Raw genomic sequence first — 17,159 nt, 5'->3', positions numbered from 1 at the left:
TCGTCCAGACTGAAGGCATGACAACACAGCAGATCCCCGGCGGTAAGTCGACCATCACGCCGTACGTCGCGGTGAAGGGCGCCGACAAGTTCCTCGACTTCGTGGAGCAGACGTTCGAGGTCCGGACGAGTGGACGGTTCCCGAACCAGGACGGCACGATCGGCCACGCCGAGATCACCGTCGGCGAATCGGTCCTGATGACGTTCGACGCGGCACCGGACTGGCCGGACACCCCGAGCTTCCTGAGCGTGTACGTCAACGACGTGGAGAGGACCTACCAGCGGGCAATCGACGCCGGCGCGACCGTCGTGACCGAGCTGATGTACTCCGGGATCACCGGCGACCGCGGTTGCCGGGTGAGGGATCCGCTGGGCAACGTCTGGTGGCTGCAGACCCACGTCGAAGACGTCGACCCGAGCACGATCCCGGCCCTGTTCGCGGACCCCGAAGAGGCCGCCAAGATGCGCCACGCCCAGGACACTTTCGCCGACGAGATGCGCAGGCGCATCAAGAACTGAGCAGTCGCACCGGCTGGCCGGGGCGGACCTGGGCGCACGCGTCGAGGTCCGCCGAGGCGACGTACGCGATGACCGGGTACCCGCCGGTCACGGGATGGTCCGCGAGGAAGACGACCGGCGTGCCGGACGGTGGGATCTGGATGGCGCCGCGGGCCATGCCTTCGCTGGCGAGTTCGCCGGTGCGGGCGCGTTCGAGTGGTTCCCCGTCGAGCCGAACGCCGACGCGGTTGCTGTTGCTGCTCACCTCATAAACCTGCGACACGAGCGACGCCCACCCGGCGTCGGTGAACCAATCGCGGCGCGGTCCCGGCGTAACCCGCAGTACGACGGTCCCGTCGGCCGGATGCGCGACGGGAGCGAGGTCCACACCGGGCATCGGTTCGACCGATGACCCGACCGGCAGCGTCTGATTCGCGACGAGCGGCGCCGGCCCGAGACCGGACAACAAGTCGGTGGAGCGCGAGCCGAGCACCGCGGGTACGTCGATCCCGCCGCGGACGGCGACGTACGTCCGTAGTCCGCTCGCCGGTGCTCCAAGACGCAGTACCTGACCCGCGCGCAGCATCGTCGGAGCGTTGAGCGGTACGCCGGTGCATGGCGCGCCGGTGATCGCGACAACAAGATCCCCATCCGCATGCAGCACCAGACCGCCGTACGTCACCTCGACAGCGGCTGCACCGACCGGGTTGCCGACGAGCCGGTTGGCCAGCGAGTAAGAGGCCCGGTCGCAGGCTCCCGACGCCGGTACGCCGAGCGCCGCCTGGCCGGATCGTCCGCGGTCCTGGATCGTTGCCAAGGGCCCCGGTTCGAGAACGGTCAGGCTGCTCATCCACGACCCGCGTCGACGAACCGGACCCGGCGCCCGGGGTGGAACAGCGCGGCGGGTTCGCGCGAGGAGTCGAAGATCCGCACCGGCGTCCGGCCGATCAACTGCCACCCGCCCGGCGACTCACGGGGATACACACCGCTGAATTCTCCCGCAAGCGCGACGGCGCCCGTCGGCACCTTCGTCCGCGGCGACTCCCGCCGCGGGATGTCCCACGAGCCGGCAGACGTCAGGTAACCGAACCCCGGCGCGAACCCGCAGAACGCCACCGTCCACTCGTCCCCGGTATGACGCTCGACAACCTCGGCCGTCGAGCACCCGAGCAACTCCGCCACGTCCGGCAGGTCCTCGCCGTCGTAGACGACCGGGATCTCGATCAGGTCCCCCGCCGTCCGCGCCCCGGCGATCGGGGTGACCGCGCGCAGAGTTCGTGACAGTACGTCGAGACTGCCCGACGTCGTGACCAGCACGGTGCGCGCGGCCGGTACGACGTCGACGACATCCGCCGGCGGATCCGCGGTCAGTGCGGTGTAGTACCCGAGCACCTCGTCGAGATCGTCGAGTTCGACCAGCAACGCCCGATCACCCGACGGGAGTAGACGCATCAGCCGGTGAACGGGCGCAGCGTCACGCCCGCTCCCTCCACCGCGGCACGCACCCGGCGGGCGATCTCCACAGCTCCCGGAGTGTCGCCGTGTACACAGATCGACGCCGCGTCGACCACCAGCGAGCCACCCTCGATGTCACGGATCGGCTCCCCGGTCGCCATCGCCGTACACCGCAAGGCGATCTCGTCCGCGTCGTGCAGAACCGCACCGGACGAGCGTCGCGACACCAAGGTGCCGGCCGGCGTATATGCGCGATCAGCAAAGGCCTCATGTACTGGGGTCAGACCGGCCTCCGCAGCGAGCCGGAGCCACTCTGAGCCAGGAAGTCCCAGCACCGGAAGGGTCTTGTCGTACTCCGCAACAGCCGCGACGACTGCGGCGGCCTGCTCCGTGTGGTGGCCGATCGTGTTGTACAGCGCCCCATGCGGCTTCACGTATCTGACCCGATCGCCCGCGATCCTGGCGAACGCGTCCAGCGCACCGATCTGGTACACCACCTCGTCGCGCAGCGCGGCCGGCTCGATGTCCACGAACCGGCGCCCGAAGCCGGCCTTGTCGGCGTACCCGACATGCGCGCCGATCGCGACGCCGCGCTCGACCGCCTCGGCCGTCACCCGGCGCATGATCGACGGGTCGCCGGCGTGGAAGCCGCAGGCCACGTTCGCACTCGTCACGACGTCGAGCAGCGCCGAGTCGTCACCCATCGACCAGGAGCCGAATCCTTCACCCATGTCCGCGTTGAGGTCCATCTGCCACCTCCTGGCCCCGAGCGTAGGGATTGTTGAACAATCCTGCAAGAGGCTTGTTCCACTTTTCCGTGCCACCTGGGATGATGCGGGCATGAGTACGGGTGGGGCCGAGGGGACGGCATCGGACACTGGTCGGCAGGCGTGGTTGCGGACCGTCGCCGCCGACGTCGCGCGGCTGGACCGGAGCAGTTCGGCCGAGCGCGCCGCGGACATCCTGCGCCGCAGTATTACCGAAGGTGCGCTGCCGCCCGGCGCCCAGCTCTCCGAGGTCGAGCTGACCGAGGTCCTGGAGGTCAGCCGGAACACGCTGCGCGAGGCGTTCCGGCTGCTGACCCACGAGGGCCTGCTCGTCTACAAACTGCACCGTGGTGTCTTCGTGCCGGAGCTGGACGAGCACGACGTGATCGACCTGTACCGGCTCCGGCGGGTCCTCGAAGTGGACGTCGTACGCGGTCTGGCTGACCGTGATCCGGAGCTCCCCGCCGGCCGGCTCGAGCCGTTGCACGACGATGTCGAAGCTGCCGAGGCGGCCGCGAGCGCGGACCGCTGGCCGGCTGTCGGTACGGCGAACATGCGCTTCCACGAGCACCTCATCGGGCTCGCCGACAGCGCGCGGATGGACGCGATGACCGGCCGCCTGCTCGCGGAGCTGCGGCTCCTTTTCCACGTGATCGCGACCCCGCGCGAGTTGCACGAGCCGTACATCGCGCGCAACCGCGGACTGTTCGAACTGCTCGAGGCCCGCAAGTACGAGCAGGCCGCGGCCGACCTGCACCAGTACCTGCTCGACTCCGAACAGGGCATCCTCGCCGCGTTCCGCGATAAGGGCTTGCGCGGCCCCGTCGGGACCTGAGTTGATGAACTGACAACGACAGCTGCAAAGGGGAGCTCAGCTCATGACCGATGACGACCGGACCGACGAGACGCCGAAGTCCTACCGCCCGATCGACGCCAAGGGATTCCGGGACTTCATCTCGCGTGGCTGGGGGCCGGTCGACCGTTCGGTGTCGGTTCCGGAAGGGCTCGCGGAGGCGGCCGCGGAGCATCGGCGCAAGCTCGCCGCCGCGCTGCCGGGGCGCCGGATCGCGCTCGCCGCCGGTCGTGCGCCGGTCCGGTCGAACGACACCGACTACCAGTTCCGCGCCGACAGCGATTTCGTCTGGCTCACCGGTTGCCAGGCCGAGGGCTCCGTACTGGTGATCTCGGCGGACGGCGACGCGACGCTCTACCTTCGCGAGACGGCCGGTCCGGACGAGGCGGACTTCTTCTCGAACGCGCGCGACGGCGAGCTGTGGATCGGTCCGGTGCCCGGGCTGAAGGACTGGTCGGACGCGCTGCAGATCGCCTGCCGCCCGATCGAGGAGCTGCCGGCCGCGGTCCGTGGCGCGGTCCCGTTCATGCTGTCGGTGCCCGGTGTCGAGCCGATGCTGGACGCCTTGGTACGGACGTCGCCCACGGACGGCAACGCGCTGCGCCAGACGCTGGCCGAGCTGCGCCGGATCAAGGACGACTGGGAGCTCGACCAGCTGCGTGAGGCGGTCGCGGCGAGTGTGCTCGCGTTCGGCGACGTGGCGCGGGAGCTGCCGGAGGCGATCCGCGGCGGCGGTGAGCGCTGGCTGCAGGGCACCTTCGACCGGCGCGCGCGGACCGCGGGCAACGGCGTCGGGTATGCGTCGATCGTTGCAGCCGGCAACCATGCGCCGGTCCTGCACTGGGTCCGCAACGACGGCGCCGTGAACGAAGGCGACGTGATCCTGCTGGACGCCGGCGTCGAGACCCGGACGCTCTACACCGCCGACGTGACCCGGACCTTCCCGGCCAGCGGCGAGTACACCGCGGCGCAGCGGCAGGTGCACGACCTGGTGCACAAGGCACAGCTCGCCTCACTGGACGCGGTCAAGGTGGGAGCGCCGTACCGCGCCTTCCAGTACGAAGCGCTGCGGGTGCTGGCCGAAGGGCTGCGGGACTGGGGCGTGCTCGACGTCTCGCTCGACGAGCTGCTCGGCCCGGACGGGCAGCAGCACCGCCGGTACATCGTCTGCGGGACCGGTCACTACATCGGCCTCGACGTGCACGACTGCGACGCGTCCCGGCCGGAGGCGTACTTCGCCGGCACCATCGAGGCCGGTATGGCGCTCGCGGTCGAGCCGGGGCTCTACTTCCACCCGAACGACGAGACCGTCCCGCCGGAGCTGCGCGGTATCGGCATCCGGATCGAGGACAACGTCGTCGTCCACCAGGACCGGCTGGAGATCCTCACCGAGGACCTCCCGATCACCACCGACGGCCTCGAGCAGTGGACCCGGTCGCACCTCGGCGCCCGGTAATCAAAATTACTCGTCACGAACAGTAACGTTCGTCGCCGCCCCACGATGTACAGGGCGGGGGAGGGTCGACTCGGCCCGGCGCGTGGCAGTGGGGGGCCGCGGATCACGCGCCCGGCCGAGTCGGCCTCGAAACTGGGTCCAGGGGGGACCCGGCATCCCCGGCTACGGGGGGTAGTCAGCATGAACCTACGAGTGCGAGTCATGAACTACGGCAGCCGGCACTGGTACGCCGACATCGACGACGCCGACGATCCGCAACCGGACGACCCGTTCTGGTTCGTCGACAACTGCCGGACCCAGACGCAGGCGCTGGAGAGCGGCTGCGCCGAGCTCCGGCTGATGGCGGGCCGGCTGGTTCGAGGTGATCACCTCGACCGTGTTCTCGAAGTGACCGGCGTACCGGTCTGACCCGTCAGCCTGCGGGCTGTACGGCGGCACAGCTGCTGCCGCGCTCCGGTACGTCCCGCGCGATCAGGTAGTCGTCGATCGTGCTCTGCATGCCCGGGCTCTTCGAGTAGCTCCCGTGTCCCCAGCCCTCGTACGTCAGCAGTACGCCGTACCGTCCGAGCTGCCGCTCCACGCTCTGCGCCCAGGCGTAGCCAGTGGCCGGGTCGTGGATCGCGTTGGCGAGCAGTACGGGCGTCTTGAGCCCACGGACCTTCAGCAGGTGCTGTGGGTTGTTCGCGAGCGGTGAGCCGAGACAGATGGACACAGCCATGAGCTGACCGGGGTAGCGCAGGTCCTGGTTGTTCCGTGCGAGCCGCTGGAGATGGCCCTCGTACTCGCGGTAGCTGCGGACCGGCAGGTTCCAGTCCTGACAGAAGACCGCCAGCGGGTACGGCGCGACTCCCGTCTGTACCGGCTTCGGGGGAGTGCCGCCTGCCTTGAGCATCTCGGCCAGTGCGGACCACTTCGGTTCGTAGAGCGCCCGGAACACGGAGAAGCTCAGTGTGAACGGGTCAGGCGACTTCGCCAGCAGATCCGCCCAAAGAACGTGGATGTCGCGACCGTGCAGCGCACACGTCGTTGTGGCGTCGCACCACTTCACGAACTCGTCGAACGAGTCCTGGCCGGCGGCCGCCTGGTCGTCGAGAAAGTCACGTGTCGTGGACGAGCTGTGGTCGCTCACACTCTCCAGCACCATCGCGCGGACCCGGTGTGGGTACGTCTCGGCGTACTGCGCTCCGAGCAGCGTCCCGTACGAGCTGCCGTGGAAGGAGATCGTGGACTCGCCGAGCGCTCGCCGTACGGCGTCGACGTCGCGCACCGTCTGCCAGGTGTCGATGTGGTCGTACAGCGGGCCGGTGTGCTCGCGGCAGTCCGTGGCGAGCTGCCGGTTGTAGCTGATCGTGGAGGTGAACTCGGCCGCGCTCTTGATGATCGGCGACGGCTGCTTGTTGAGGAGTTCCGCCGAGCAGCGCACCGGGTTGCTGCGCGCCACACCGCGCGGGTCGAAGCTCACGATGTCGAAGCGGTCCTGGAGATCGGTGCTGAACCGGTCGATGCCGGTCTTGATCCGGTCGACCCCCGAGTCGCCGGGCCCGCCTGGACCGAACACCAGGACGCCGACGCGTTCGCTCGGCACCTTCGCCGTACGGCGGGCGATCGCGAGCTCGAACGTGGCGCCGGCGGGGTCGCGCCAGTCGACCGGCAACCTGAGCGTCGCGCACTGCGAACCGCGAACCTCGGCCGGATCGTCCTTGCCTTCGGGCTTGCAGTCGGCCCACTGCACACCGGTCGTAGTCGCTGCTGCGGGAAGTGCTGTCAGCCCGGCGACCGCGACGCCGAGCAGTACCGCGCCGGTGACGGCGCGCTGGGTGAACGTCATGCGCCGATCCTTCGGCAATCGCTTGCTGAGGGCATCAGGGAGCCGCCCTCGTGCGACCCGGAGCGCGGCTTGGGGGACTTGTTAGGGTCGGGCGTTGATGAGTACCAAACATGCGGCGTGGTTCCGGACGGTGGCGATCGCCGAGGCGATCTCGTGGACCGGACTGCTGGTCGGGATGCTGTTCAAGTACGTGCTGTCCGACAACGAGATCGGGGTCAAGATCTTCGGACCGATCCACGGCGGCATCTTCATCGCCTACGTGGTCACCGTGCTGGCCGTGCGCGGCCCGTTGCGGTGGTCCTGGCCGGTGACGTTGGTCGCACTGGCGGCCGGCATTCCTCCGTTGTTCACCTGGTTCTTCGAGATCTGGGCAGTCCGCACGGGCCGGATTGACGCCGTACAGCAGACCGCCGTACCGTCCACCACAGAAGTCAATTCAACAGCCGCATGAACCCGTGCGGGAGAGACCCGGCCACGAACCGGGCGCCGTAGGAGCAACTCTCCCCAAGAATCTCTCAGGCACCTTCACCGCGCGGGCGAGGCACCTCTGGAAGGCATCCGCCTGACAGAGCGGGGAGGACACCAAACGGTCAACGACGACCGGAAGGAACCTCCACACGATGGCGATCAGCGTCTTCGACCTGTTCAGTATCGGGATCGGCCCGTCGAGCTCCCACACCGTGGGACCGATGCGCGCGGCCCGCACCTTCGCACGCGGTCTCGCCGACGACGGCCTGCTGGCCGCGACGACGACCGTCCAGGCCCAGCTCTTCGGCTCGCTCGGCGCCACCGGCCACGGGCACGGCAGCAACAAGGCCGTCCTGCTCGGCCTCGAGGGCGCCGACCCGGAGACCGTCGTCACGCACTCGGTCGACGCCCGCGTCGAGACGATCCGCGAACGCGGCCGGATCCTGCTGGCCGGCAGCCGCGAGATCGCGTTCGACGAGAACACCGACCTGCTCATGCACCGCCGCAAGGCGCTCCCGTACCACCCGAACGGGATGATCTTCGTCGCCCGCGACGCGGACAACGCAGTACTGCGGGAACGCACCTACTACTCGGTCGGCGGCGGCTTCGTCGTCGACGAGACAGCTGCCGCGGGTGATCGGATCGTGCCGGACACGACCCCGCTGAAGTACCCGTTCACGACCGGCGCGGAGCTGCTCGACCGGTGCCGCGAGTCGCAGCTGTCGATCAGCGAGGTGATGCTCGCGAACGAACTCGCCTGGCGGACCGAGGACGAGGTCCGCGACGGCCTGCTGCACATCTGGCAGGTGATGCAGGACTGCGTCCGCGAGGGCTGCGAGACCGAGGGCATCCTGCCCGGCGGCCTCAAGGTGCCGCGGCGGGCCCACGCCCTGCACAAGAAGCTCAGCCAGGACCCGTGGTCGGTCGATCCGCTCAAGGTGATGGACTGGGTGAACCTGTTCGCGCTCGCGGTCAACGAGCAGAACGCGTCCGGCGGCCGGATCGTCACCGCCCCGACGAACGGTGCCGCCGGCATCATTCCCGCCGTGCTGCACTACTACCGGCGCTTCGTGCCGGGGGCGACCGAGGACGGCGTGGTCCGGTTCCTGCTGGCCGCCGGCGCGATCGGCGTGCTCTACAAGGAGAACGCGTCGATCTCCGGCGCCGAGGTGGGCTGCCAGGGCGAGGTCGGGTCGGCCTGCTCGATGGCCGCCGCCGGGCTGTGCGAGGTGTCCGGCGGTACGCCGGAACAGGTGGAGAACGCCGCCGAGATCGCGATGGAGCACAACCTCGGCCTGACCTGCGACCCGGTCGGCGGACTGGTGCAGATCCCGTGCATCGAGCGGAACGCGATGGCGTCGGTGAAGGCGATCAACGCGACCCGGATGGCGATGCACGGCGACGGCGTCCACGTGGTCACCCTCGACAAGGTCATCAAGACCATGCGGGAGACCGGCGCCGACATGAAGATCAAGTACAAGGAGACGTCCCGCGGCGGCCTCGCCGTCAACGTCATCGAATGCTAGTAACAGCAGTACCAGGCTGACATGCGTGCCGCCCGTAATACTGGGGAGCATGGGTGAGCTCGGGCGGACGTTGCACGCGTGGCGTGATCGGGTGACGCCTTCGGAGGTCGGGCTTCCCGCCGGTGGGAAGCGGCGGGCGCCCGGGCTGCGGCGCGAGGAGTTGGCGCACCTCGCCGGGCTGTCGGTCGACTACATCGTCCGGCTGGAGCAAGGGCGGTCGGACTCGCCGTCGGTCCAGGTACTGACCGCACTGGCCCGCGCGCTGCGGTTGTCCGATGCCGAGCGCAACCATCTGTTCGTGCTCGCGGGCGAGGTCGAGCCGTCGTCCGGGCGACTGCCCGCGCACATCCCGCCGGGCGTGCAGCGGATCGTCGACCAGTTGGAGGGCGCGCCGCTGTGCGTCACCGACGCCGCCTGGACGATGATCGCCTGGAACCCGATGTTCGCCGCGCTGATCGGCGACCCCTCGCCGTTGCAGGGGCGGTGGCGGAACATCGTCTACCGGCATTTCGTCGAGCCAGGCGACCGCGTCGTCATGACGCCGGAGCAGCAACAGAACTTCCGGAACGCGATGGTCACCGACCTGCGCGCGTCCCTCGCCCGGTACCCGCGCGACGCGGACCTCAGGGCGCTGATCGAGGAGCTTCGCGCCGGGTACGACGACTTCGCGCAACGGTGGGACCAGCCGGTCGTCGGCTTCCACCAGTCCGAGCGGAAGACGATCCGGCACCCGGAGGTCGGCACCTTCGACATCGACTGCGACATCCTCGCGGTCCCGGGCAGCGACCTGCGCATGGTCGTCTACACCGCCGCCCCGAACACCGAAGCCGCCGAGAAACTCCGCCTGCTGTCGGTGATCGGCCTGCAGGCACTCACCTGAGCAGTTCGGCAACCGCCGCAGGATCCTCGACCTGAGCGTTGTGCCCGAGTCCGGGCAGCGCCACGACTTGGTGGTGCAGGGCATGCAACTCGGCGTCGGCATTCATCGGATCCCGCTCGCCGCGCGCGAGCACCACATCGGCCTGACTCGCCGCGATCAGCGCGGGCATGTCCGGTGCGCCGACGCCGAAGGTCCCGGGATCCATGGCCAGACGCCAGCGCCCGTCCTGCTCGAGCACGCCGTGGTCCACGACGGCGGCGGCAGGATCCACAAGTCCCTGGAGGCCGGAAACCTTGAGGAATCTCGCGGCTGCCTCGTCACGGGTGCCGAACCAGGCGACCGGTTTCTGGGCGAGCGCGTTCGCTCGCCCCAGGTCGTCCGCGGTCCAGCTCACCTTCACTCCGAGCGCGACGGCCCGGCTCACGGTGACGTCGTACCGCCCGCTCGCCAGTTCGAGCGCGATCACGCCGCCCAGCGAGTGACCGAGCACGACGAGGTCGCGACGTACCGGAAGGTCGGCCGCGACTGCCTCGGCCATGGCAGCGAAGGTGTACGTCGAGAGCGGGGCGGCCGAGCCGTGGCCCTGGAGGTCCGGCGCGTACTTCGGGTGCGGCCAGGTGTCCCAGACGCGGCCGTTGGCTCCGAGACCGTGCAGCAGCACCAGATTCGCCATGAGAGCAGGTTGGCAGAGGACCGCGGACGCTGCTGGACAGGTCGGCGCGTTGTCAGCTAACGCACTGCATTCCTACGGTCGCGTAAGTGGTACAGAATTCCCGGAACATTTCTGTTTGGCGTGGAATTTGTTCCAAGGGGTGTTTGAAACGACTCAGCAACCGATACTCTGCGGGACTTGTGAATCCGATGTCTGCCACGGCTTCCCGCCGCCCGCCCTGGCAGAACCCGCGGCGTCGCCGCCAGGCTGCCGCCGGCGCCGGCATCCTGTTGTTCGGCTACCTCGTGCTGGTCTTGATCGCCCTGTTCGGCGGCCCGCGGATCGGCGCCGGGTTCCTGCCACTGCCCGGTGGCGGGCCGAAACCGGCCGCCCCGGTCGCCGGCCCGCAGCCCGGCGAGCCGACACAGAACGTCGCCGTACTCCCGCCCAGCACCATCACCCCGACGCCGCCGGCGGCGACCCCCGGCGCCACAACCAGCCCGTTCGCAACGCCGTTGCCGACAGCAACCAAGCCTGATGAGCCTCAGTTCCCGGTTGATAGCACCAGTACGCCGTACCCGACGCTCGTTCCCGGGACGCCGACGCCGCAGATCGTCGAGACCACCGAACCCACGGTCCCGCCCGCAACCAAGCGACCCCCGACCGTGCCGCCCACAAACCCGACCACCGCGCCAACAAGCCGCCCCACCACCACAACCACCCCAACCGCGCCCCCCACCAGCACCACCCCGAGCACCCCGCCGACAACCCCCAACGACCCGGACCAGCCTCGAGGACTCGGCGGCATCCTCGGCCACCTCCTGGACAAGCTGGGCCTCTAGTAGGCCTCGACTTCGGTGGTGGCGGCGTTGCCGCCTGGGCGGGGTTGCAGGTCGATCTGCCAGGCCTGGTTCTTGCCGAAGGTCTGGTCGAACTTCTTGAACGAGCAGTCCGACCGGAACTTGCGGTGGTCGGCGTCCCAGTCCGTGCCGCTCTTGAAGTAGAGGCGGTAGGCGCCGCCGATCCGGTTGACGGTCGCGGACTGGGTCGCCCGGAGATACAGCATCACCTGTGGAGTACCCGGTGGCTTGCCGTCGCTGACGATCGAGATCGCGACGTCCTTCGTCGTACCGTTGGTGATCTTGAGCCGTCCCATCCCCTCGAGATCACGCCGTACCAGGACCTCGCCGTTGTCGGGTCGCACCTGCTCCGGCGCAGACCCGGGATCGGGCAGCGTCCGGCCGAACGTCAGCTTGATCCGCTGCAGCTGCACGAGCGCCGTGCTGAGGTCGGCACGCAACTGCCGCTGGACCTTCTGCGAGGTGTACGCCGTACCACCGCAGCGCGCGTCCTCCTCGGTCTTCTCCGCCGAGCTCGTCAGCCGCGTCGCCGCCACCCCGATGCGCTCCTGCAGCAGTGCATGTACGCCGGTCAGCCGGGACGTCACCGTCAGCGCGGACAGCCGGATCGCGATCGTGTTGAGCGACTCCGCGAGCGTGCTCACCGCCTCGCTCAGCCCCTCGGCCGTCCGGACCCGGGTCAGCGCCCGCCCCGGCCCGGCCAGCACCTGGTCGATCCGGGTCAGCTCGGACTGATAGCTCGCCGTACTCAACGGTCCCGCAGCCGGCGCCGATGCCGTGGGAGCCGGCGCCGCAGTACTCGAAGAAGTCGCGACAGGACTCGGCGCAGCCTCCCCACCGCAACCCGCCACCAGACCGACCGCAGCGCAGAGCGCAACCCAGCGCCTCATCCCCACCCCCACGCCTCAGGTTCCCCAACCTGTGAGCTGTAAGGGTAGAGCATCAATCCCGTGGTGCGGGACGGACGAACGGGAACGCCAGCGTGCTGCGGATGTTCTGGCCGGTGAGCATCATCATGACCCGGTCGACGCCGATGCCGAGGCCGCCGGTCGGAGGCATCGCGTACTCGAGCGCCGACAGGAAGTCCTCGTCCAGCGACATCGCCTCGGGGTCGCCGGCGGCGGCCTTCAGGGACTGTTCGGTCAGCCGGCGGCGCTGCTCGATCGGGTCGACGAGCTCGGAGTACGCCGTGCCGATCTCGGCCCCGAACGCGACCAGGTCCCAGCGCTCGGCGAGCCGTGGATTCGTGCGGTGGTTGCGGGTCAGCGGGGACGTCTCGAGCGGGAAGTCGGTGTAGAACGTCGGCAGCATGGTCTTCGGCTCGACGAGCTCGTCGTACAGCTCGAGGACGAGTTCGCCGGCCGACATCTCGAACGTCGTGTGGACGCCGTGCTCCGCGCACAACGCCCGGAGCTGGTCCGCGGGCGTCTCCGAGTCGATCGCCGTACCGGCCGCCTGGCCGACCGCGTCGTGGACGGTGACGACCGGCCAGTCGCCCGAGATGTCGAGCTCCTCGCCGTCCCGGCGTACGACGGGCTTGCCGTAGACCGCGGTCGCGGCCTCGATCAGCAGCTCCCGGGTGAGTTCGCGCATCACGTGGTAGTCGGCGTACGGCTGGTAGGCCTCGACCGAGGTGAACTCCGGGTTGTGGGTCGCGTCGGCGCCCTCGTTGCGGAAGTTCCGGTTCAGCTCGAAGACCTTGCCCATCCCGCCGACGCTCAGCCGCTTCAGGAACAGCTCCGGTGCGATCCGCAGGAACAGCTCGGTGTCGTAGGCGTTGATGTGCGTGACGAACGGCCGCGCGTTCGCGCCGCCGTGCACCGCCTGCAGCATCGGCGTCTCGACCTCGATGAACCCACGGGTCTCGAAACCGTTGCGCAGGGCCCGCACTGCGGCACTGCGCTGCTGCATCATCCGCAGCGAGTCCGGGTTCATCACGAGGTCGAGGTGGCGCTGCCGGACGCGCGCCTCGGGGTCGGTGAAACCCTTCCGCTTGTCGGGCAGCGGGTGCAGGCACTTCGCCGCCATCACCCACGACGTCGCGGCGATCGACAGCTCACCCCGGCGGCTCGTGACGACCTCGCCGGTGACGCTGACATGGTCGCCGATGTCGACAAGCCGCTGCCACTGGTCCAGCGGTACGTCGCCGCAGGACTCGGCCGTCAGCATCACCTGCAGCTGCGTGAGCCCGTCCTGCAACTGAGCGAACGCGAGTCCGCCGTGGCTTCGCATCCGCAGCACCCGGCCGGTCACGGACGCCGTATGCCCGGTGTGGTGGTCCGGCGGAAGGTTCGGGTACTGCTCCCGGACCCGTTCCAGCGTCTCCGTCCGCGGCACCTCGACCGGATACGGGTCGATGCCTGCAGCAACAAGTTCGGCGAGTTTGGTACGCCGGATCTGCTCCTGCTCGGTGAGCTTGCGCGTCGGCAACGCCGGCCGCAGCAACTCCACTTCCTGCTCGTGTACGGCGGTTGCGAACGCGCGACCGTCCGCGGCTCTGATCGCGTGCCGCTCCGCCGCCTCGACACTGTCGACGCGGGTCCACGGCCGGGGCGCCGGCAGGAAGCCTTCCGCGGTACCGGCTGCCAGCACCACCTGCGCGAGCGACGCGCCCCGCGAGTAGCACATCAACCGCGGCGACCAGCGCGGCAAGTACTTCTCGTTCGACTGGTACAGACTCTCCAGCTGCCAGAACCGTGATCCCGCGGTCAGCAACGCGTTCGTGAGCCGCAGTACCGGTCCCGCGCCGACCCGCTCGGCGTCGCTGAAGATCTCCCGGAACATCGCGAAGTTCAGCGAGATCCGGTGTACGCCGAGATCGCGGGAGGCGTCGATCAGCGAGGTCACCATGAACTCCATCAACCCGTTCACGGACTCGGGATCGCGCCGCATCAGGTCCAGCGACACCCCCCGGACACCCCACGGGGCGAACGACAGCAGCCCGCGGACGACGCCGTCGGCGTCCCGCGCGATCACCATCACGCAGCGCGCGTCGGCCGGATCGCCGAGCCGTCCGAGCGCCATCGAGAACCCGCGCTCGGTCCGCGCCCCACGCCACTTCTCGGCAAGGTGGACGTACTGCGCCAACGTCTCCGGCGAAAGGTCTCCGTGCCGCACGACCTCGGCGTGGTACCCGGCCCGCTGGACCCGCGTCACGGCCTGGCGCACCGGTCGCATCGTGCGGCCTTCGAGGGTGAAGTCCGCGACGTCGATGATCGCCTCGTCGCCCATCGACAGGGCGCGCAGACCGGCGTCGACGTACGCCCGCGCCGCCTCCTCGCTCGCCGACAGGACCGCCGGCGACCAGCCGTACCGGCGGGCTTCGGCGAGCCAGCGCTGGATCGCGGCGGGCCAGGCGACCGGGTCGCCGAGCGGGTCGCCACTGGCCAGGCTGACGCCGTTCACCACCCGGTACGCGATCGCGGCGTCGTTGCCCGGTGCGAACACGACCGCCTTGTCCCGGCGGGTGGCGAAGTACCCCAGCGAGTCCCGCTCGCCGTGCAGCAGAAGCAGCCGCCGTACCTCGAGCTCCTCGGGCTGGGTGAGGTACCGGACGCGCTGCACCGAGCGGAGGAAGATCCAGAACGCCAGCACCAGCGAGGCCGCCGAGATCGCGCCGACGGTCAGGCCGACCCAGCCGTGGCCCTCGTGACCGCCCATCTTGCTGCGCGACTGGCCGAGCGCGGCGATCACGGCCCAGCCGATCTTCTGCCGCTGGCCGCTCAGCGTGCGCGGGAAGATCTGGGTCAGCGTGATGCTGACCGCGATCGAGATCAGCATGCCGAACACCAGCGTGCCGATCGCGAGCCGTCGGCTACCGGGTGCGAGCCGGGCCGGGAAGGCGCCGCGGATCGTCCACAACAGCGCGACGATCGCGGCGACCACGACGGCCTGGACGATGCCCCACTCGAGGTCCTGCACGCTGGCCGGGCCGAAGTCGCGGAGCAGGTCCGCGTCCGTCGGGTTCGCCAGCCGGACGCTGGTGAACGCGATCCCGGCGACCTGCGCGAGAAGCCAGAGCGCCTCGAAGACCCACAGCACCCAGAGCAGCGCCGCTCGCTTACCGCGCAGCAACGCGCTGCCGACGACAGCGAGGTAGACGGCGGAGAAGATCGTGTGCCCGGCCGGGATGCCGACGAAGTCGAACGCGAAGTCGACGTGCTTGACCAGCTTCGGCGCGCCGACGTGCAACGGGATGGCGATGAACGACCACACCGACGCGAGCACGACGACGCGGCCCACCCAGACCGCGGCCCGGTGCTGCCACGCCGGGATCATTGCTGCTTGTTCCGACGGCACCAGCCGATCATCCCACTAGTTCGCTGCGACTTCGGTCGACCTAGCACTACCTCGACAGTACAGCTGACGCCACAGTCAAGACTTTGGTTGACATGCCACGGTGTTGTGTATGGCCGCCGTCCCTTACCGCCTCATCCGCAACCTGATGCTCGCCGCAGGGGTGCTCTACTGCAGCCTGCTGCTCGAGGCAGCGGCCGGCTTTCCACTGGACGTCCACAGTTCGTTCCTGAGTGAGCTGGGGGCGCGGGACCAGTCCACGAGTCTCTACGCGCGCGGGATGGACCTGGCCACGGGCGTGTTGCTGCTGGTCGCCGTACTCCTGGCCAGACCCGCCGCGCGGAGGCAGCGGGAGCTGACCGGTCTGCTGATCAGTACGGCGGTGTTCGGCCTCGGCACGTTGTTCGACTCGTTTTTGCCGATGGACTGCGCACCGTCGGCCAGTGCGACCTGCCGAGCGGCAGAGGCGAACGGCCAGGTCGGGGTGGCGCTGGTGCTCCATGAGGTGACCTCGACCCTCGCAGGTCTCGGCAGCATCGCCATGGGCGTCTTCGCGGTTCTCGTACTGCGCAAGAGCGGCTGGGGTGGTCCGTGGGGCAAGGCAGTCGCCGTACTCGCCGGAGCGGTCGCAGTAACGCAGACGTGGCTCGGTCTCCAGACCGGGAGCGACGTCCTCACCGGCAACGAACTGGATGCTCCAGGCATCCTGCAGCGCGTCTCGGTCGCACTTGTCTGCTTAATGCTGGGGACAGTGTTACCAGGTCTGAGGCACGCTGTATCTCGATGACTGTGACGTGGATCCTGGTGCCTGGGCTGGCTGAGACTCCGGAGGAGTTCGGCCGGCTTGTCGAGTTGCTCCCGGACGAGGATGTTCGCGTCATCGATCCGTGGCGTACGCCGATCACGTCGGACGTGGACGCGTTGCGGGCGGCGGTCGGCGTACGGCCCGATGCGGAGATCGGACTGATCGGGCACTCGATCGGTGGACTGGCTGCACTGCGCTGGGCGCTGACGCGGCCGCACGAGGTGACCCGGTTGGTGCTGGTCGACACCAGCCTCACGTCCGAGACGGGGCTGCGTGCGTTCTATCCCGGGAAGCGCGGCGACCGAGTGGTTCGCGCGGTGGCGCGGTTCCTCGGGCGGGTCGGCGTACCGCAGCTGTTGGGGCCTGCAGTACGACGGTTGATCGTGCGACTCGGCAGCACGTCGAACCACGACCTGTTGTCGAAAGCAACGGCCAAGGCGCGGTACGGCGGGGACAGGTCGTGGCTGCTGTTCTGGGACGAGCTAGCGGGCAGCTGGGCGCTGGCCGCAGAGGTGGCCAAGCTGGTCGCCGGTCCGGTCGGTGCAATCGCTCCGACGTTTCTCCTGGTCGCGACCGGCGGTACGTCGCGCTTCACCGCCAGCGGCTGGCTGGCCGGCCAGCAACGCCTGGCCGACACCTTGGGCGGAACGGTCGAGGTCCTGTCCGACTCCGCTCACCTGGTCCATCTCGACCGCCCCGACGCCATCGCCGCGGCAGTCCGCCGATAACCCCTTCCACTCACCGGCCGGAGTGCTTTACGCTCATTCTACTGAAACAGTCGTGGCAGTAATTTTCTGTAGTGGAATGTGCACAATG

General features: G+C 69.1%; 17 protein-coding genes and 1 riboswitch. Of the genes, 10 read left to right on the top strand and 7 right to left on the bottom strand.

What is annotated here, in order from left to right; all coding sequences use genetic code 11:
- Positions 1 to 17 precede the first annotated feature (17 nt).
- The gene (locus tag EV137_RS31860) at positions 18 to 518 is read left to right on the top strand and encodes a VOC family protein (RefSeq protein ID WP_134131821.1); all 501 of its coding nucleotides are present in this window, start codon (positions 18 to 20) and stop codon (positions 516 to 518) included.
- On the opposite strand, the gene EV137_RS31855 is transcribed toward EV137_RS31860, so the two are convergent.
- The 3 genes from EV137_RS31855 to EV137_RS31845 are packed head-to-tail and all read right to left on the bottom strand — an operon-like array spanning position 508 to position 2,701.
- Positions 508 to 1,347, bottom strand: a complete 840-nt coding sequence (locus tag EV137_RS31855; protein ID WP_134012413.1) for a 5-oxoprolinase subunit C family protein — start codon at positions 1,345 to 1,347, stop codon at positions 508 to 510. The genes EV137_RS31860 and EV137_RS31855 overlap by 11 nt on opposite strands.
- Positions 1,344 to 1,949 carry a 5-oxoprolinase subunit B family protein gene (locus tag EV137_RS31850; RefSeq protein ID WP_134131820.1) on the bottom strand — a complete coding sequence of 202 codons (606 nt, stop codon included), beginning with the start codon at positions 1,947 to 1,949 and terminating at the stop codon, positions 1,344 to 1,346. Before EV137_RS31850 ends, EV137_RS31855 begins: the two co-directional genes overlap by 4 nt.
- The gene (locus tag EV137_RS31845; RefSeq protein ID WP_134131819.1) at positions 1,949 to 2,701 is read right to left on the bottom strand and encodes a LamB/YcsF family protein; all 753 of its coding nucleotides are present in this window, start codon (positions 2,699 to 2,701) and stop codon (positions 1,949 to 1,951) included. The genes EV137_RS31850 and EV137_RS31845 overlap by 1 nt, the downstream gene beginning before the upstream one ends.
- Positions 2,702 to 2,792: 91 nt before the next feature.
- On the opposite strand from EV137_RS31845, the gene EV137_RS31840 reads away from it, so the two are divergent.
- The 3 genes from EV137_RS31840 (at position 2,793) to EV137_RS31830 (ending at position 5,436) form a co-directional block, all read left to right on the top strand.
- Positions 2,793 to 3,554, top strand: coding sequence for a GntR family transcriptional regulator (locus EV137_RS31840; protein ID WP_134131818.1), 762 nt, complete (start codon positions 2,793 to 2,795; stop codon positions 3,552 to 3,554).
- 43 nt (positions 3,555 to 3,597) lie between these two features.
- The gene (locus tag EV137_RS31835; protein ID WP_134131817.1) at positions 3,598 to 5,028 is read left to right on the top strand and encodes an aminopeptidase P family protein; all 1,431 of its coding nucleotides are present in this window, start codon (positions 3,598 to 3,600) and stop codon (positions 5,026 to 5,028) included.
- A 180-nt stretch (positions 5,029 to 5,208) separates the two neighbouring features.
- Positions 5,209 to 5,436: a hypothetical protein gene (locus tag EV137_RS31830; RefSeq protein WP_134131816.1), complete on the top strand. Its 228-nt coding sequence runs from the start codon at positions 5,209 to 5,211 to the stop codon at positions 5,434 to 5,436.
- A gap of 4 nt (positions 5,437 to 5,440) precedes the next feature.
- Here the strand turns inward: EV137_RS31830 and EV137_RS31825 are convergent, their stop codons facing one another.
- A complete protein-coding gene (locus EV137_RS31825) occupies positions 5,441 to 6,856 on the bottom strand; it encodes an alpha/beta fold hydrolase (protein ID WP_134131815.1) in 1,416 nt (471 codons plus the stop codon).
- Between the two features lie 97 nt (positions 6,857 to 6,953).
- On the opposite strand from EV137_RS31825, the gene EV137_RS31820 reads away from it, so the two are divergent.
- The 3 genes from EV137_RS31820 to EV137_RS31810 all read left to right on the top strand — a co-directional run bounded on the left by EV137_RS31820 (position 6,954) and on the right by EV137_RS31810 (position 9,730).
- Positions 6,954 to 7,307 (top strand): DUF3817 domain-containing protein, encoded by a 354-nt coding sequence (locus EV137_RS31820; RefSeq protein WP_134131814.1) that lies wholly within the window; start codon positions 6,954 to 6,956, stop codon positions 7,305 to 7,307.
- Positions 7,305 to 7,397: riboswitch (glycine riboswitch) on the top strand. Its footprint overlaps the gene before it by 3 nt.
- A gap of 79 nt (positions 7,398 to 7,476) precedes the next feature.
- A complete protein-coding gene (locus tag EV137_RS31815) occupies positions 7,477 to 8,850 on the top strand; it encodes an L-serine ammonia-lyase (RefSeq protein WP_134131813.1) in 1,374 nt (457 codons plus the stop codon).
- A 49-nt stretch (positions 8,851 to 8,899) separates the two neighbouring features.
- The gene (locus EV137_RS31810; RefSeq protein WP_134012429.1) at positions 8,900 to 9,730 is read left to right on the top strand and encodes a helix-turn-helix transcriptional regulator; all 831 of its coding nucleotides are present in this window, start codon (positions 8,900 to 8,902) and stop codon (positions 9,728 to 9,730) included.
- Here EV137_RS31810 and EV137_RS31805 read toward each other — a convergent pair.
- Positions 9,723 to 10,403: an alpha/beta fold hydrolase gene (locus EV137_RS31805; protein ID WP_134131812.1), complete on the bottom strand. Its 681-nt coding sequence runs from the start codon at positions 10,401 to 10,403 to the stop codon at positions 9,723 to 9,725. The two genes, EV137_RS31810 and EV137_RS31805, sit on opposite strands and share 8 nt — an antisense overlap.
- A 188-nt stretch (positions 10,404 to 10,591) precedes the next feature.
- Here EV137_RS31805 and EV137_RS31800 point away from each other — a divergent pair, with 188 nt between their 5' ends.
- On the top strand, positions 10,592 to 11,224 hold the full coding sequence (locus EV137_RS31800) for a hypothetical protein (RefSeq protein ID WP_134131811.1): 633 nt from the start codon (positions 10,592 to 10,594) through the stop codon (positions 11,222 to 11,224).
- Here EV137_RS31800 and EV137_RS31795 read toward each other — a convergent pair.
- Positions 11,221 to 12,132, bottom strand: coding sequence for a hypothetical protein (locus EV137_RS31795; protein ID WP_134131810.1), 912 nt, complete (start codon positions 12,130 to 12,132; stop codon positions 11,221 to 11,223). The two genes, EV137_RS31800 and EV137_RS31795, sit on opposite strands and share 4 nt — an antisense overlap.
- A gap of 52 nt (positions 12,133 to 12,184) precedes the next feature.
- On the bottom strand, positions 12,185 to 15,541 hold the full coding sequence (gene lysX / locus EV137_RS31790) for a bifunctional lysylphosphatidylglycerol synthetase/lysine--tRNA ligase LysX (protein ID WP_134131809.1): 3,357 nt from the start codon (positions 15,539 to 15,541) through the stop codon (positions 12,185 to 12,187).
- Between the two features lie 109 nt (positions 15,542 to 15,650).
- On the opposite strand from lysX, the gene EV137_RS31785 reads away from it, so the two are divergent.
- A complete protein-coding gene (locus EV137_RS31785; RefSeq protein WP_134012439.1) occupies positions 15,651 to 16,325 on the top strand; it encodes a DUF998 domain-containing protein in 675 nt (224 codons plus the stop codon).
- Positions 16,322 to 17,071: an alpha/beta fold hydrolase gene (locus EV137_RS31780; protein ID WP_134131808.1), complete on the top strand. Its 750-nt coding sequence runs from the start codon at positions 16,322 to 16,324 to the stop codon at positions 17,069 to 17,071. Before EV137_RS31785 ends, EV137_RS31780 begins: the two co-directional genes overlap by 4 nt.
- Positions 17,072 to 17,159: the final 88 nt, after the last annotated feature.

Origin of the sequence: Kribbella pratensis, from assembly GCF_004366075.1 — a bacterium.
GTDB lineage: Bacteria > Actinomycetota > Actinomycetes > Propionibacteriales > Kribbellaceae > Kribbella > Kribbella pratensis.
This window is presented reverse-complemented; position numbering and strand designations above follow the sequence as displayed.